The organism is Kitasatospora sp. NPDC053308 (genome assembly GCF_055585785.1).
The window spans coordinates 32,271-48,359 of record NZ_JBVJJY010000013.1 but is presented as its reverse complement, the minus strand read 5'-3'; the positions used below and the strand labels follow the sequence as shown (position 1 = coordinate 48,359).

Genomic DNA, 16,089 nt, shown 5'->3' with positions numbered 1-16,089 from the left:
AACATCACACAGGCCCTAGCTCGGGACGCGCGCCATCGACGTGACGGTCAGCGGTCCCAGCGGGGTCTCGCCGAGCGTGGTGAAGTCGAAGTGGCGGTAGAGGGGGACGTTCGCCGGGTCCGCCGTGGTCAGGTGGACTGCTCCCGGCGTCGTCGTCAGGACGTGGTCCAGGAGGGTGCGGCCCGCTCCACGGCCGGTGAGGTCCGGGCGGACTCCGACGAACTCAAGGGTCCAGGCTCCCTCGGGGGCCCCGCCCTCGGTGGCGTCCAGATAACGCAGGGTCCGGCCGAGGGCGCGCGGCCCGCTGCTCAGCAGGGTCCGGGCCGCCCAGCGCGCGCGGGCGCCAGCGTGCGGGGTCGCGCCCGGCGGGGTCAGGACGGCTGCCGCCAGGAGCCGTCCGTCGGTGTCCACCAGAGCCGTACGGCGGGCCCCGGCGAGGCCGGCGTGGGTGCGCAGGGTGGCGCGGAACCAGCGAGCGCGGGCGGAGTGCGCGCCGCCGCAGATCCAGGAGACGGCCGGCTCCCGGGCGAACGCGGCGGCCAGCAGATCGGCGCAGGCGTCCGGGTCGGGGTCGGTGTCGATCCGGCGGGAGGCCGCGGCAGCCAGGTCCTCAGACATCCCGACTCCGCTCCAGGGGCGCCTCGGGCACGAGGTGGCAGACGAGCAGTTTGAGAAAGAACAGTGGTGCGAACCAGGCAAGCGCGGCCGGCACCGGCAGCCAGAACAGGTTGACCAGGACGGCTGCCATCAACACGGCCATCGCCACGGGCCGCCTGAGGTGGACGGGCGCGAACTCCACCGCCACCGCCCCGCCCAGGAGCAGCGCGGCATTCGCCGAGGTCCAGGCGAGGTCGCCGGAGAGGACGTACAGCCCCATCGCGGCGAGGTGGATCAGGTGCGCCGAGACGAACAGCAGTCGGGAGCGCCGCGCCGCCGGGTCGGCCCGGTGGTACCAACGCTTCGCGGCGTTGGTGGCGTTGGTCAGGACCCCGCCGATCAAGTCGAGCCCGGCCAGGGCGACCACGACGAGTTGCCCTGTCGACCAGTCACGCGAGGCTCCCGAGCTCCACAGTCCGGCGGCCAGCAGCAGGGCGCAGCCGAGGAGGCCGATGGTCTCCACCGCGGACTCGGAGCGGGACTTGCCCGGACCCATGAACCGTTCCATGCGGCCGGCGAGGCCGGACGGGGTGGCCGGTATCTCCCAGGAGATCCTCAGGTCAGTGCGCATCGTTCGGCTCCTGTCCGGGGGCCGCGGTCGCCGCTGCACCCCACAGGCCGCGCAGGAGGCTCCACAGCTGGTCCGGGGGGGCACCCTCCGGGAGGCCTTCGAGGGATCCGCTCGTCATCAGGGCCACGGCCCAGGCGTCCGCGGCCCGGACGACGGCGGCGGTCGCCGACACCATCAGCGCGTGGTCCACGTCGGTACGGATCATCCCGAGTCGACGGCCGTCCGCGACCAGGGCGCCGAACCAGGCGAGCCACAGGCTTCCGTCGCCGCGCCCAATGGCAGCGTCGGCGAGGGCCAGGTCCTCGGGGTGGTCCCTCAGGTGGGCGGCGAGGGCGGCGGATCCAGCGGTGAACCTGGCACCGAAGTCCTCCTCGTCGCGGGCCGGGTCCCAGGGGCCGAGGGCGTCCAGCAGCCGGTCGAGGACTCCGTCGAGGACCGCGGTGAGCAGGTCCTCCCGGCCGTCGAAGTAGTGGTAGGCGGCGGTCTTGGAGACTTCTGCCGCCTCGATGATCTTGTTGTAGGAGGCGCCTTCGGCGCCGTGCTCGGCGAAGTGCCGACGCGCGACTCCCAGGATGTGCTCCCGGCGTTCGGCGGGCAGGCGGTCGAAACGAGGAAGAGGCATGAACACATGATACGCACCAGTAGGGTGTACTGCTAGTGCACCCTACTGGTTTATGGCGGCGGGTCGCAGTTGCCCGAGGTCGGTGAGGATTGCGAATGGTCGGTGGTGCGCGTGGCCTGCCTCGCCGACCGCCTCACCGACGCCCGCCAGGTAGCCCGTGCGTCCCGGCGAAGCGGGAGGTGGGGCCTACCTAAAGCCTGCCGGTCGGCGCGAACCAGGTTGTCCGGGCGCGAGGCGTTGTGGCCGATGCCGGGTCTGATGAGAACCTTCGGAATTCCCGGGGCCCGCTCACGACTCCCCAGCTCCGTGAGCCTTCGAGCGAGCGGGGAGGTTCGGCGAGCGATGGCCGTGAGGCCGCCCGTCTGTCGAGCGTTCGGCCCGACCCGCCCCGTCACGGGCGCCTTCGGCGTAGCTGACGCGATGGGCTCCGCCCACCCTGGACCGGTCGGGCCGGCCCTGGAACGGCCTGACTACTGGGCGGGCCCAGAGGTCTGGCGTTCCCCCAGGTCAACCGCCCGCAGGTGGGGAATCAAGGTGAGCAGGTCTGGCCCACGCCTGAGTCCGGGATGGCCGCTTTCAGGGATCGTCATCAGCCCAGGGCCCCGTGACTTCGGCACCGGTCTGGAAGGCGATGGACTGACCTAGCCATAATTTGGCATGTTCGGGACCGGAAATCGGCCCCCAGAAAGGCCCCTTGGCGCTCTGTTCGGCGTGAGGCTGGCGTGATGGCCTGGCCGGGCGACTGGCAGGCCGCCAGAAGGCCCCTCCGGGGATTCGGGCCACAGCGGAACACCGCTCCGGCCGAAAGACCGACGTCCGCGAAAGCCCCTGGCATGCCAACGGCAACCCGCAGGATCCAGCGCATCCCTGCCTGCGGCGACACCTCCGGCCCCGCCGCCTCAAGCCCGAGACATCAGCCAGACGTCAATGGCAGCGACCAGGTGGACCGTGGCGGTCAGGCGCTCGTGGGAACGCCCGATGGCGTGGGGGCCGGGCTCGTCGGCCGGGGCCACTTTCGACGGGTCCCGCAAGCACACCGGTGGGCACGTGTGATCGTGGAGTCGACCGAGCCGACCCAGTCCAGGTCGCCCTCCGCGTCGGCCTGGGCTAGCAGGTGGGTGAAGACGCGTTCCCAGGTTCCGTCGATCGCCCAGTGCCGCAGCCGGGTGTGGACGCCCTTCCACGAACCGTACTCCGCTGGCAGGTGCCCCCTGCGAGCAGGTCTGGAACCTCCGCGCGATCGCGCCGATCACGTGGCGGTGCTCGGGCCGCCGTCCGCTCCGTTTCGGAGTCCGGCGGCTCTATCCGTCGCCCACGGCACGTCGGTCAACGGCACGACCGGACCGACCACCTGATGACCGACCAGCACCGCGCTCACCGAGCCGGATGCGTCGGATCAGCCGGACGAAGCCCGCCGGATCCGCTCCCGGGCAAACCCTCTCAGCGTCGGTCAGTTGGCCGCGCTGCGCATACCTCACGGACCCAGAGCGACCGGATCCCGGCCAAGCTGTAGGCGGATGGCTCCGGCATCTCCGGGGGCGCGCGAGGCCTTCCGGTGCGCCGGGGTTGCTCACCCGGAGGGTTGACAGCCCTTGGGCCCGCTGCATGAATGAGTCCCACGCGGTGACTGCAGTCGACGTCCCGCTCTCTGAGAGCTCCCGCCCCCGGACACACACCTTGACCGGGTGGCGGAGCCACCCTGCCGGCCGTCCGTGGCGTCGAGGTGCCCGGGTCGGCGACGGCCCCCGTTCACGACTCCCCTCCGGGCAAGGCCGCGGTCTCCCCGGTAGGGCGCCGATCGGCGCGCACGACGTGCAGCGAAGAAGGAGCAACCCGATGGCGACGGTATTCCTCGAGGGCGGACCGGAAGGCCTGGGCCCGCGGGTGAGACAGGTGGAGAGCTCCGAGGCTCCGGAGAAGGTGTCGGTGCCGTTCGGCGGGCGTCACCACCACTTCGAGTCGGTCGGTGAGAGCACGGCCGTCGACGGCCGTGACGTCCCGGTCCTTCGGTGGACCTACAGCACGGCCATCGCCGAGTAGGCCGGAGGTGGGTGATGTCTGCATCAAGTGCCGTGCCCATCGCGATCATCGGGATCGGCTGCCGCTTCCCCGGCTCGGTGCGCTCCGCATCGGGTCTGTGGGCCCTCACCGCAGGCGGGCACCGGACCTCGGGACCCGTACCACCCGGGAGGTGGGACGCGTCCGCTCTGGCCGCCGTACACGATCCGGACGACGCCCGCGCCGCCGGGTGGGGGTGCTTCATCGACGGAGATCCCTGGGCATGGGACCCGCAGGCGCTCTCCGTCGCGCCGAGCGAGCGCGAATCGGTCGACCCACAGTTCAGGGTCCTCGCCGAGGTGGCGTGGGAGGCAGTCGAGCACGCCGGTATCCCGACGGACCGCATCCGCGGTTCCCGCACCGGCGTGTACATGGGCACATACGCGCCTGACAACCTGTTCCGGGAGGCGCGGCCGCCCGAGGAGGCTCCCGACAGCTCCTACCTTTTCGGGAACTTCACCGCCGGGGCGGCGGGGCGTATCGCCTTCGCGATGGACCTGCGAGGCCCGGTCATGGTGGTCAGCACGCACTGCTCGTCGGGGCTCGTCGCGGTGGACAGCGCGTGCGCGGCACTGACGCTGGGCGAGTGCGACACCGCCCTGGCCGGTGCGGTGCTGCTGATGCTGTCGCCGCAGACGCACGTGCTGGAGGCGCCGTTGCTGCTGTCCGGAAGCGGTGCGTGCCACGCCTTCGACGCGCGGGCGGACGGCTACGTGCGCGGTGAGGGCGCCGGGGTGCTCCTCCTCAAGCGCCTCACAGACGCAAGGCGGGACGGCGACCGGGTACTGGCGGTCATCCGCGGCAGCGCGGTGAACAACGACGGCCAGTCCAGCCGGCTCACCGCGCCCTCCACCGAGATGCAGCAACAGGTCTTCCGGGCCGCTGTGGAGCGTGCCGGGATCGATGCGGGCGATGTGGGCCTGCTCGAGGCCCACGGGCCGGGCACCGCCGTGGGCGACCCGGTCGAGTACGCCTCGATCGACGCCGTCTACGGCAGAGGCCGCGGACTGTGCGCCCTGGGGTCCGTCAAGACCAACATCGGCCACTGCGAGCCGGTCTCGGGTGTCGCCGGAGCCATCAAGGCGGTGGAGTGCCTGCGCCGCGGCCTCATCGCGCCCAACGCCGGCTTCGGACAGTGGAACCCGTCGATCCCCCGCGACGGGACCTCTCGGCTGTTCGTGCCCACCCGCCTGACCCACTGGCCGGTGCCCGGCGCTGCCAAGCTGGCCGCGGTGTGCTCCTACGGGGTCAGCGGCACCAACGCCCACCTGGTGCTGGAAGCGCCGCCCCAGCACACACGCGCCCCCGGCCGTGCCCGGCCCGACGAACGCCCCCGGCTCCTGACGCTCTCCACGACGTCGTCCGCCTCGCTGAGCCTGGCCGCCGGGAACCTGGCCGACTGGCTACGGGGGGAGGGGGCCGGCACACCCCTCGACGACGTCGTCCACACGCTGGCCGTGCGGCGCGCGCACGCCGAGCAGCGGCTCTGCATCATCGCCCGCGACCGGCGCCAACTCGCCGACAGAGCCGCGGCGTTCGCCGCGGGTACGGAGAGCCCGGACGTGGTCGCGGGCGGCACGATCCTGCCGCCCGAGCACCCCGGAGCGGTGTTCGTCTACACGGGCCAGGGGTCCCAGCGGGTCGGTATGTGTCAGGGCCTGCTCCGCCAGGAGCCCGTGTTCCAGGACGCGATAGGCCGCCTCGAGCCTCTGATCGCCGCGCAGGCGCGCTTCTCGCTGCGGCAGGTCCTCGCCCACCCCGGGCAACTGACCGGGGTGGCCCGGATCCAGCCCGCCCTGTTCGCCGTCCAGATCGCGCTCACCGCGCTGTGGCGGTCCTGGGGCGTCGAGCCGTCCGCAGTGATCGGACAGTCGCTGGGAGAAGTGGCCGCCGCCGTCGTCGCCGGAGCGCTGACCCTGGAGGACGGGGTGGAGGTGATATGCCGCCGCTCCGCTCTGCTGGCCACCATCACCGGCGGCGCGATGGCCTCCGTCCTGCTGGACGCCGACTCCGTGCGCGACGCGGTCCGCGAGGCGAACGCAGACCAGGTCAGTCTCGCCGTGCTGACCGGACCCGGCGCCACCGTCATCTCCGGAGACGCCCGCCAGGTCGCCGCTCTGACGGCCCGGTGGCAGGCGGCAGGGGTGCCCGCCCGCCTGATCGACGTCGACGTCGCCTCCCACAGCGCCCAGGTCGACCCCGTCCTCGCCGACCTGGGCCGGGCCCTGTCGGGCATCCGCCCCACCACCGCGAACGTCCCGCTGTACTCGACCGTCGCCGACGACCCGCTCGCCGCCGGCCCCCTCGACGCCGCCTACTGGGTGCGCAACCAGCGCGACACGGTCCGTTTCCACCCCGCCGTCGAATCCGCGCTCAGGCACGGACACCGGGTGTTCGTCGAGTGCACCGCCCACCCCCTGGCCGTCCGCCCCGTCCAGGACGCCGCGCTCCGACTGGGCATCCACGACGCCGTCGCGGTCGGCACACTGCGCGAGGGGACCGACGATCAGAGCGCCTTCCTCACCCATCTCGCAGCCCTGCACTGCGCTGGATACCGGAGCATCGACTGGCCCCGCCACTCACAGGGCGAACTGACCGACGTCCCCACCACCGCCTGGAACCGGGAGCGCCACGGCGGCGACCGCACCCCCTACCGCCTGGTCGCCCCTCACCTGGTCGGCGCCGCCGAGCACCCGCTGCTCGGCGGCCAGGTCCACGACCCGGAGCAAACCGGCCGCTGGCTGTGGCAGACCCCGATCGGCCCTGCCCGCCTGCCCTGGCTGGCCGACCACCAGGTGGCCGGCACGCCGGTCCTGCCCGGCACCGCCTTCGCCGAGATGGTCCTGGCCGCCGGATCCCGCGCCTTCGGCACCACCTCCGTCCGCGCCACCCGTGTGGAGGTGTCCCACCCCCTGGTCCTGGCCCCCGAACCCCTGGTCACCACCACACTGCTCGAGGACGGCGACACCGCTCGTGTGGAGATCCTCACCCACACGAAGCAGGGAACGGTCACGCACGCCCGCGGCACCGTCGCCCGGTGCACCCCGGCCGACAGCGCCCCAGCAGGCGGCGCCGTCGGGTACGACACCGCGTGCATCCCCGACACAGCCGGGTGGCACGACAGCCCGCCGGAGAACCTCCACCGTCACCTGCGCGAAGCCCGCGACGTCCTCCACGGCCCCGCGTTCACCGCCATCGACCACATCCGCACCAACCCCGAGCGGGACGAGGCCGTCGCCGGGCTCCGCCTGGCCCCCACCGCACGTGTCTCCTCCCACACCATGCTCCTGCACCCGGCCCTGGCCGACCAACTCGTCCAGGTCGTCGCCTCCGTGTGGCTGGACCACCACGTCACCGAACCCGGCCCCGTCGTCGTCGCCGGATTCGACGACCTGCTCGTCCACGGCCCCACCGCGCACGCCCGCACCGCGCACGTGCGACTGGACGAGGCCGACGAACTCACCTGCTCCGCCACCGGCCGCCTGCTCACCGCCGACGGCACCCCGGTAGCCGAGATCCGCGGCCTGCGCCTGGCCAACATCACCCCGCCCGCCCAGAGGTTCGCCTCCCGTCTGTCCCACCTGGCCTGGGCACCCGAACCCGCCCGACCGAAGGACAGCGCCGAGACCCCGGCCCGCTGGCTACTCCTCACCAACCCGGACCAACCGTGGTCCCGAGAACTGGCCGCAATCCTGCACGGGCGCGGCGCCGACATCCGCCGACTGCCCCGCCGCGATGTCTCCACGGCCCCGTTCGACCAGGAGGCCTACGAGGGCGTCGTGTTCACCACCGCCCGGCCCAAGCCCGGGCACGACCCCGCACACGCCGCCCTCGAGGAGACGGCCGCACTCGTCGATGCGGTGCGACGCCTCGCAGCCCTCCAGCATCCACCGCGCCTCCTGGTGCTCACCCGCACCCCGGCCGAAGCCGACCCGGCGGCGCACCTGGCCGCCGCAGGCCTCGGCGGACTGCTGCGCACCGCCGCCTACGAGCACCCCGAACTCGCACCGGCCTCGCTCGTCTTCGGTCCGCACACGCCCCTCGACACCGTCGCCGACGAGCTACTGAACCCCGGCCCGCCCTTCGCCCAGACCTGGCTGCGGCCCGACGGCCGACACGTCGCCCGCATCCGCCCCGGAGGCGACACCCCGCCGCCCGGCGCCGGCACCGTCCTGGTGCGCCCGCAAGCGGCGTACCTCGTCACCGGAGCCATGGGGGGCCTCGGTCTCGTCACCGCCGAGTGGCTGGCCGGACACGGCGCCGGGCGCGTCATAGCCTGCGCGCGCTCCGCCCCCACCGGGCGCACGGCCGCCCGCCTGGCCGCGCTGCGCCGTGCGGGCACCGAGGTGGAGGTGGTCCTCGGCGACATCGCCCGCCCCGCCGTCGCCGCACACTGTGTGCGGGCGGCCACCGCCCGGGGCAGGCTCCTCAAGGGCGTGCTCCACTGCGCCGGCGTGGTCGAGGACGCCACCCTCGCCTCCCTCGACGACGCGATCCTGCACCGCGTCTGGCAGGGCAAGGCGGCCGGGGCCTGGGCCCTCCACGAAGCCACCGCCGGCCATGACCTCGACCACTTCGTCCTCTACTCCTCCGCGGCCTCCCTCCTCGGCTCCCCCGGGCAGGGCGCCTACGCAGCCGCCAACGCCTTCCTCGACGCCCTGGCCGTGTGGCGCCGGTCACACGCGCTGCCGGCCACGGCCGTCCAGTGGGGGGCGTGGCGGGAGGTCGGCCGCGGGCAGCACCTGGCAGAGCGGGGCTTCCTGACCATCAGCCCCGCCGACGGCATGGACGCCCTCGAACGCATCGTCGCCGCCGGCCACACCGCCACCGCCTACTCCCCCCTGGACGCGCACCGCTGGACCGCCCGCTACCCGCACGTACGGCACTCCCCGCTGATGGCCGCGATCCTCGACACCGCCCCCACCGACGACGGCACCTCTCCCGTGCGTCAGGCGATCTCCGCCGCCGAGCACCCGGGCGAACGCCGCCGGATCCTCGAGAGCCTCGTCATCGACACCATCCGCGAGCTGCTCGGTGGCACCACCCGCCACATCGGCGCCCACACCAACATGATCCTGCTGGGCATGGACTCCCTCGGAGCCGTGCAGCTCCAGCAGCACCTCCAACGGGCCCTGGACGTCACGATCAAGCCCGGCGTCATCTGGGTCAAACCCAGCCCCGCCGCCCTCGCCGACTGGCTCCTGGAACACCTGGGCCACGCGGGCCCCGACCAGGAGGACGTCCGGTGAGAGGACGACACGACCGCCTGCGCTACATCCGGACCCTCCACCCCGAGCGCGACTGCGAGGAGATCGCCAACCTTGTCACCCGCTACGAGTTCCCCTTCGAGTACCGCTTCGGCTTCGCCTTCGGCATCATGAACGACTGCGCCTTTCCCACCGTCAGCCAGGTGTTCGCCGCCACCGGGCAGATCCGCCGCCACGGACAGAAGCGCTACGACGACGGGATGCTCTTCGAGTACGAGATGAAGCACCTGGGCCTGGACTCCCTCCACGGCCGGGCGGCCGTCCGAAAGCTCAACCGCATCCACAGCCACTACGACATCTCCAACGAGGACTACCTCGCCACTCTCGCCTCCCACGTCCTCACCCCGATCCAGTGGATCGACGCCTACGGCTGGCGCCCCCTCAGCGACCACGAATCCCGTGCCCTCGTCGCCGTCAACAACCGGATGGGCCGTCTGATGGGCATCAAGGACATCCCCGACGACCTGAACGGGCACGCCGAGCTGTTCGCGGCGGCTCTGCGCGAACGCGCCCGCTACCATCCCGCGAACCGGGAGGTCGCCCACCAGATCATCCGCGTGGTCGAAAGCTGGTGGCCCCCGCTCCTGCGCCGCCACGCCCCCGCGGTCACCACCGCCCTCATCGCCCCGGAAGTCCGGCCGCTGCTCGGCCTCGACGAGGTCTCCCCAGCCCTCACCCGCGGCGTCCGCACCGCGCTGGCCCTGCGGGGCGCTCTCGTCCGCAGGACCCCTCCGCGCCCCGACCACCGCCCCTACCGGCCGAACCCGCGCAGCTACCCGACCGGCTGGACCCTCGACCACCTCGGTCCGGTGCCCTCCGCGGACGAGAACGAGGACCTGTCGCCATGACCGCCCGCCCCGACGACCGATCGAAGGAGTCTGCCCGCACGACACGTCGGGTACCGGCGCGCCTTCGAGACGCCGGGCACGCCCCTCCGACACCACGGCGCCTCCCGCGCCCCTGGAGCGGCACGGGGGTGCTCTGGGCCGGCCTCGGAGTGCTCGCTCTGGTCTCCTCGGCATGGGTGCTGGGCCGATGGGCCGCAGCCGGCAACCTCCACGTGGAGGTCGACCGGGACGCAGCCATGACGCCGGCCCGCAAGGCCGCGGCCTGGGCCCTGCAGGCCGTCCTGGTCCTGGGGGCCGCGGGCGTGGCCGTTATCGCGGTACGCGGATGCCGTCGCGCCGGCGGCGTCACCCTCGACACCGCCCTCGCGGTCGGCTTCGCCCTGTCGTTCTGGCAAGACCAGATCCTGAACTACGCCGCGGCCACGGCGAGATACAGCCACTACGCCATCCACGCCCCAGGCCTGGGCCCCTACCTGCCGGGCTGGCACGGACCCGCCCCCGACCGACTGATCATGACGGTACTCGGTTCGAGTGGACTGGCCTGGTTCGTCCTCATGGCCTTGGTGTGGCCCCTCGCCTCCGTCGTCACACGGATCAACCGGCGACGGCCCGACTGGGGAACGGGGCGCCTGTTCGTGGCCTGTCTCATCTCAGGGCTCGCCATGGCATTCACCAGCGAAGAAGGAATGATCTTCGTGGGCGGCCTCTACTCCTGGACCGGAGCCGTCCACTCGTTGTCGATCTTCGGCGGGCACTGGTACCAGCTACCCGTCACGGAACTCGTGTCCTTCTCCGTGTTCCTCAGCCTGCCGGCGATGATGCTCCACAGACAGCGGGTCCACGGCGTCACCCCTCACATCTTCCGGGGGCTCGAAAACCCGGGCACGCACAGCGCGACCTGGGCCCGGCTGCTCGCGGGCGTCGGCTACGGCAACGTCCTCGCCTTCGGCTACCTGGCCTTCAACGCGTTCATCGGGTACATCGGCGATCCCGCGCCCACCGATCTGCCTTCCTTCCTGCGGTGAGACCGCGACCTCCCTGGTGCGAAGCCGTCCGCGAGCCGCCGCCTCCACGGCAACGGCCCCGGGAGCCCCGTAGGTGCCGTACGCCGACCGGGCGGGCGTCCAAGCAGGCACGGTGTTCTCCGGCGGGCCGGACCAGACCAAACGCCGGGTCACCGTCGACGTCCGCTGAACCGGCCTGACGTCACCCACTCATTCCAGTTCAGGCGATGCCGTCCGGTTGTGGCGAACGCGGCCTGCCTCGGCGCCGGCCCGACGCCGTACTCGCTGACCGTAGCTACGACCACGACAAGTACCGCAGCCTGATCTGGAACCACGGTGTGAAGCCCCTTCTACGTCGCGGGTACCGGTTACGGCTCCGGACTCGCCGGGGCGTGGAACGCACCTTCGCGCACCTGCGAGCGGCACCCGGTCGGCCCAGCCATGACGCTCTGCGGTCTTCCCGGTGCTCGGCGCCGAGCCCGAGCCCGATCGGCACCAAGCCGGATCCCCGCTGCGAGCGGCGCCGCCCAGACGACGGAGGTGCGGCGCGGGCAGAAGCTGCGTACCGCGAAGGCTGACAGCTGGCCAGAAGCACCGCACCCTCGGACGCCTATCGAGCCGAGTTTGGAACCGCTCGAATGGATCGTGTGAGGGCTCTTCGGACCGCGGTGACCTCGTCTTCCAGCTCGACTGTGCGGCGTTCGAGCCTTCCAGCTCGCGCGGTCTGCTCGGCAAGTTCCGAGATCAGGAGCGCGTTGTGGCTCTCCAGGTCCCGAATGCGGCGGACTCGACGGGCCACTGGGCGCCGGTGGCCGTTGCTTCACGCCGTCGCGGGTGCAGGCCCGCAGTGAGGTCCGGTACCGCTCGTGGGCCTGCAAAGCGTCCGCCCGCCGGCGACGCCAGCACACCCTGGAGGCCGTCCGCATCGGCTTCGCCCTCGTCACCGGGGAGGACGGCGGGCGGGCGGTGCGCTGCCCGAACTGCCGCCACCGAGGTCTCAGCCTCAGGCGGCCAGGTGGGCCGCCCGGTGCTGGTCGGCCCGTCGGCCACGACGCCGAGCTCTACAGGACCCCTGCGAGCTACATCGCCGGCCTCCATCTTCACGGCGCAGCGATCTGATCGAAGACCCCGCCAGAACCCCCGCTTGATCACGGCCGAATACGCGCCCTGGCCGCGGCCTCGCCCCTCAGTCGAGCGCGTCCAGGGCGGCCAGGACGTCAGCGGGCTCGGCGCGCAGGGTGTAGTCGGTCTGGACGAAGGCCCAGCGGATGGTGCCGGTGCGGTCGATGACGAAGGTCGCGGGCAGCGGCAGCGTGCGGGAGTGGCCGGCGTTGACGCGCTTCAGGTCGAAGCCCAACTGGTCGTAGACGGTGCCCAGTTCGTCGGAGAGGTCGAAGGCGATGCCGAACCGCGCCGCGACCTCGGAGCCGATGTCGCTGAGCACGTCGAAGGCAAGCCGCTCCTTCTCGGCCAGGGTCAGGGACTCGTCAGGGATCTGCGGCGAGACCGCCACCAGACGGGCGCCACGGGCGGTGATCGCGTCGTGCTGCTCCTGGAGGGCGCGCAGCGCGAGGTTGCAGAAGGGGCACCAGGCGCCACGGTAGAACGTCAGCACGACCGGCCCGTCGGCCAGCAGCCCGTCCAGTGCAACGCGCTGCCCGGTGGCCGCGGGCAGTGTGAACCGCGGAGCCGGGGCGCCCACGCCGAGCGCGCGCTCCGCAAGGCCGGAGGCGGCGAGCTCGCGTCCATTGCGGTCCATGACCTCGATGGTCTCCGCCGGGATCCACTGACTCCGGTTCTCGTGCACGGCTCGCAGCTGGTCGTGAAGGCTCAAAGGGGTCGCCCTTTCTCGAGGTGGAATCTGGGCCGCTGAACTTGAACCAGTCGTTCCAGGATGACGGCCTGTCAGATCCGCCGTCAAGGACTATCTTGGGGTCCGGCCAAGGTGCCTGCGAAACCCACATTGAGATGATCTTGTAGGCCGATCCGCCATCAGTTGGTCTGGAGGGCGGCGAAGTCGGCCTGGGCCTGGGCAACGGCTTCGGGGTACGCCTGGCGCTTCTCGTGCTCGGCGAGCGCCCGGTAGATGCTGGCCAGGCCGGGGTTCTGGCCCTTGCGCTTGCCGGTGGGGATGATCAGGTCGGGGCGGATCTGCTCGACGGACTCGCCGCCTGCCCGGCGCCGCAGCACGGTGTGCAGCATGTCGTCGGTGATGACGGGCGGCCGGCCGCCGTGCTTGCCCTTGCGGGCGGCGGCGTCGAGTCCTTCGAGGGTGGCTTCGCGGATGCTCTCGCGCTCGGTCTCGGCCATCGCGGCGAAGAACCCGAAGAGCATCCGGCCGGGACCGGACGGGTCGTAGATGCCGGGCAGCGGGCCAGCGAGCATCTCCAGGACCAGGCCGTGGGCGGTGAGGTGGTCGGCCAGCGCGGTGAGCTCGGCGGCGTCGCGGCCGAGGCGCTTCATCTCGTAGACGGTGAACAGCACGCGGCAGTGCGGGGCGTGGGCCTTGATCTCGCGGGCGAGGGTGAGGGCGGCCTCGAACTGGGGGCGGACCCGGACCCGGCTGCTGATCTTCTCGGAGAAGATCTTGTCGCGCGGGATGCCGTGCGCGCTGAGCGCGTCCAGCTGCGACTGGAGTTCCTGGGTGAGGTGGCTGCAGCGGGCGTAGCCGATGCGGATGTCCGCGCCGGGGGTGTCCGTCTCGGGCGCGGCCGGCGGCGGGGTGCCGGGCCGCCAGGGCTGGCCGGGGCCGCGGTCGGCCGGGGTCGGCACCCGCAGCAGCTTGGCGAGCCGGGCCACCTTCTTGAAGCGGCCGGTGTGGTAGATCCCGGCGACCGCACCCGAGCGCGAGCGGCAGGGCGAGCCGGGCTGGACGCCGCAGCGCGGGCAGTCGTGGCGCTCGACGTCGTCGGCGTCGCTCTCGATGGCGTCCTGAGGGTCCGTCACGCCAGAAATCCTCTCACAAACCATTCTCAGAACAGGGGCCCGTCGTCACTTGAGTGAGAACGAGTTCTGAGAACCGATCGGGCACCCGGGCCGCCCCTGGTGACCGTTTCCGATCTTGCTCCCGGAAAGGGTCGTTTGTGAGAGGACGGCGGGGCTGAGCACGACACTGCGCGGGGCAGGCAGGCAGGTCGGTCGCTCCGGACCGGGCCGGTATTCGCTCGGGCGCCCGGTGACTTGCCGCTGGGAGCGGTGGCTGTGCGGTCAGGTGGTGAGGCCGGCGTCGCGGGCGAGGAGGGCGGCCTGGACGCGGTTGGTGACGTCGAGGGTGGTCAGGATGCGGCTGACGTGGGCTTTGACGGTGCTTTCGCGCATGGCCAGGCGGGTGGCGATGTCGGCGTTGGTCTCGCCTTGGGCGAGGAGGGCGAGGACGTCGCGTTCGCGGGGGGTGAGGCGTTCGATGCGGGCTTGGGCGGAAGCGGCGACGGGTCGGTTGGTGGCGTGGTAGCGGTCGATGACGCGGCGGGCGGCGGCGGGGTGGAGCATGGCGGAGCCGGCGGCGACGAGGTGGACGGCGCGCAGGATCTCGACGGGGTCGGTGTCCTTGAGGAGGAAGCCGTCGGCGCCGACGGCGAGCGCGTTGTAGACGTACTCGTCGAGGTCGAAGGTGGTCAGGGTGATCACCTTCGGGGGGTGGGGCAGGGCGCGCAGGCGGGCGGTGGCGGTGATGCCGTCCATGCGGGGCATGCGGACGTCGACGAGGGCGACGTCGATGCGGTGGGCGGTGGCCTGTTCGACGGCCTGGAGGCCGTCGGCGGCCTGGGCGACGACCTCGATGCCGGGGTCGCCGTCAAGGAGGTCGGTCAGGCCGAGGCGGACCAGGGCGTCGTCGTCGACGATCATCGCGCGGATCACGGGCGGGGGCCGTTCTGGTCGGGGGTGGTGGGGTGGGGAAGGCGGGCCGCCAGGCGCCAGGCGCCCGCTCCGGCGGGTCCGGTGTCCATGTCGCCGCCCAGGGCGCTGACGCGCTCGCGCAGGCCGACGAGTCCGTAGCCGGAGCCGGAGGAGGCGTTCGCGCCGGGGACGCCGGCGCTGTTGGTGACCTCGACGCGGGTCGCGGGCGGCCGGTAGTCGACGCGCACGGTGACCCGGGCGCCTTCGGCGTGCTTGCGGGCGTTGGTCAGCGCTTCCTGGACGATGCGGTAGACGGCCAGGCGGTGCGTGGTCGGGGCCTGTTCCGGTTGGCCGTCGACCGTCAGCTCGACGGCCTGTCCGGCGGCGCGCGCCTGCTCGACCAGATCATGAACCTCCCGTATCGCCGGTTCGAGCGCGGCGCCCTCGCCGGCGGTGTCAGGCTCGCGTAGAGCGCCGAGGACCTCGCGCAGGTCGGCCAGCGCCTCGGTGGAGGCGCCGCGCAGCAGGGCGAGGCGTTCGGCCACGGGGGCGGGCAGGTCGGGGCTACGGGTGACCAGGACGCCGGTGTGCAGGGCGATGAGGCTGAGGCGGTGGGCGAGGACGTCGTGCATCTCGGAAGCGATGTGGGCCCGCTCCGCGGCGCGGGCGGCCTCCTCGCGCAGCCGGGCCTCGGTGCGCAGGTGCTCGACCTGGTCGGCGAGCGTCTGGAGCAGGCGCCGGCGGTTGCCCTGCCACAGGCCGACGACCAGCGCGAACAGCAGGACGGTCACCGCCGCCACCCACTCCCGCCCGTTCCACACGGACGTGGCCTCGACGCCGAGCGGGTTGGCGCTCAGGGCGACGGCGATGCAGACCAGCGCGACCCGCGTGCGGCGGGCGAGCGCCAGATCGAACGAGGCGACCGCGAGCAGCGGTGCGAGGGGCCACCCCCACCAGGCCACGGCCGCGGTGGCGACAGCGGGCGCGGCGGGCCACCGCAACGCGGGCACCGTCAGGACCACCGCGCACACCAGCGCCACGGCGAACACCGGGACCGTGTAGCGTCCGCCGGCCACGGTCGAGGCGTTCGCCGCGGCGGCCGCCACCAGGAGCGCCAGGAACACCGCGCGTGTCAGGGCTGCCCAGCCGGGTCTTGATCGTGTGCTCACCCTGCCGATCGTAGGCACCGCCACCGTGGGCTCCCCTCGACGATCGGCTACCGCCA

General features: G+C 72.5%; 11 protein-coding genes. 4 read left to right on the top strand and 7 right to left on the bottom strand.

Going from position 1 to position 16,089, the window contains the following annotated elements; genetic code table 11:
• Window positions 1–15: 15 nt before the first annotated feature.
• From ACZ6Y7_RS25935 to ACZ6Y7_RS25925, 3 genes are read right to left on the bottom strand one after another with little or no spacing between them, the layout of a single operon-like run.
• Entirely contained in the window at window positions 16–618 is a 603-nt protein-coding gene (locus ACZ6Y7_RS25935) for a GNAT family N-acetyltransferase (protein ID WP_465760333.1), read from the bottom strand.
• On the bottom strand, window positions 611–1,228 hold the full coding sequence (locus tag ACZ6Y7_RS25930) for a hypothetical protein (RefSeq protein ID WP_465760332.1): 618 nt from the start codon (window positions 1,226–1,228) through the stop codon (window positions 611–613). Before ACZ6Y7_RS25930 ends, ACZ6Y7_RS25935 begins: the two co-directional genes overlap by 8 nt.
• Window positions 1,218–1,850, bottom strand: coding sequence for a TetR/AcrR family transcriptional regulator (locus tag ACZ6Y7_RS25925; protein ID WP_465760331.1), 633 nt, complete (start codon window positions 1,848–1,850; stop codon window positions 1,218–1,220). Before ACZ6Y7_RS25925 ends, ACZ6Y7_RS25930 begins: the two co-directional genes overlap by 11 nt.
• Window positions 1,851–3,686: 1,836 nt before the next feature.
• Here ACZ6Y7_RS25925 and ACZ6Y7_RS25920 point away from each other — a divergent pair.
• The 4 genes from ACZ6Y7_RS25920 to ACZ6Y7_RS25905 all read left to right on the top strand — a co-directional run bounded on the left by ACZ6Y7_RS25920 (window position 3,687) and on the right by ACZ6Y7_RS25905 (window position 11,048).
• Complete coding sequence (locus ACZ6Y7_RS25920) at window positions 3,687–3,890, top strand: DUF5988 family protein (protein WP_465760330.1); 204 nt, start codon at window positions 3,687–3,689, stop codon at window positions 3,888–3,890.
• 14 nt (window positions 3,891–3,904) lie between these two features.
• On the top strand, window positions 3,905–9,157 hold the full coding sequence (locus ACZ6Y7_RS25915) for a type I polyketide synthase (RefSeq protein WP_465760329.1): 5,253 nt from the start codon (window positions 3,905–3,907) through the stop codon (window positions 9,155–9,157).
• Window positions 9,154–10,023 carry an oxygenase MpaB family protein gene (locus ACZ6Y7_RS25910; RefSeq protein ID WP_465760328.1) on the top strand — a complete coding sequence of 290 codons (870 nt, stop codon included), beginning with the start codon at window positions 9,154–9,156 and terminating at the stop codon, window positions 10,021–10,023. The genes ACZ6Y7_RS25915 and ACZ6Y7_RS25910 overlap by 4 nt, the downstream gene beginning before the upstream one ends.
• Before the next feature lie 128 nt (window positions 10,024–10,151).
• Window positions 10,152–11,048, top strand: a complete 897-nt coding sequence (locus ACZ6Y7_RS25905) for a spirocyclase AveC family protein (protein ID WP_465760327.1) — start codon at window positions 10,152–10,154, stop codon at window positions 11,046–11,048.
• 1,165 nt (window positions 11,049–12,213) lie between these two features.
• Here the strand turns inward: ACZ6Y7_RS25905 and ACZ6Y7_RS25900 are convergent.
• The 4 genes from ACZ6Y7_RS25900 to ACZ6Y7_RS25885 all read right to left on the bottom strand — a co-directional run bounded on the left by ACZ6Y7_RS25900 (window position 12,214) and on the right by ACZ6Y7_RS25885 (window position 16,033).
• The gene (locus ACZ6Y7_RS25900) at window positions 12,214–12,861 is read right to left on the bottom strand and encodes a peroxiredoxin-like family protein (RefSeq protein ID WP_465760326.1); all 648 of its coding nucleotides are present in this window, start codon (window positions 12,859–12,861) and stop codon (window positions 12,214–12,216) included.
• 158 nt (window positions 12,862–13,019) lie between these two features.
• Window positions 13,020–13,973, bottom strand: a complete 954-nt coding sequence (locus tag ACZ6Y7_RS25895; protein ID WP_465760325.1) for a recombinase family protein — start codon at window positions 13,971–13,973, stop codon at window positions 13,020–13,022.
• Window positions 13,974–14,234: 261 nt separating this feature from the next.
• Window positions 14,235–14,885 carry a response regulator gene (locus tag ACZ6Y7_RS25890; protein ID WP_465760324.1) on the bottom strand — a complete coding sequence of 217 codons (651 nt, stop codon included), beginning with the start codon at window positions 14,883–14,885 and terminating at the stop codon, window positions 14,235–14,237.
• Window positions 14,882–16,033, bottom strand: a complete 1,152-nt coding sequence (locus ACZ6Y7_RS25885) for a sensor histidine kinase (RefSeq protein ID WP_465760323.1) — start codon at window positions 16,031–16,033, stop codon at window positions 14,882–14,884. The genes ACZ6Y7_RS25890 and ACZ6Y7_RS25885 overlap by 4 nt, the downstream gene beginning before the upstream one ends.
• Window positions 16,034–16,089 lie beyond the last annotated feature (56 nt).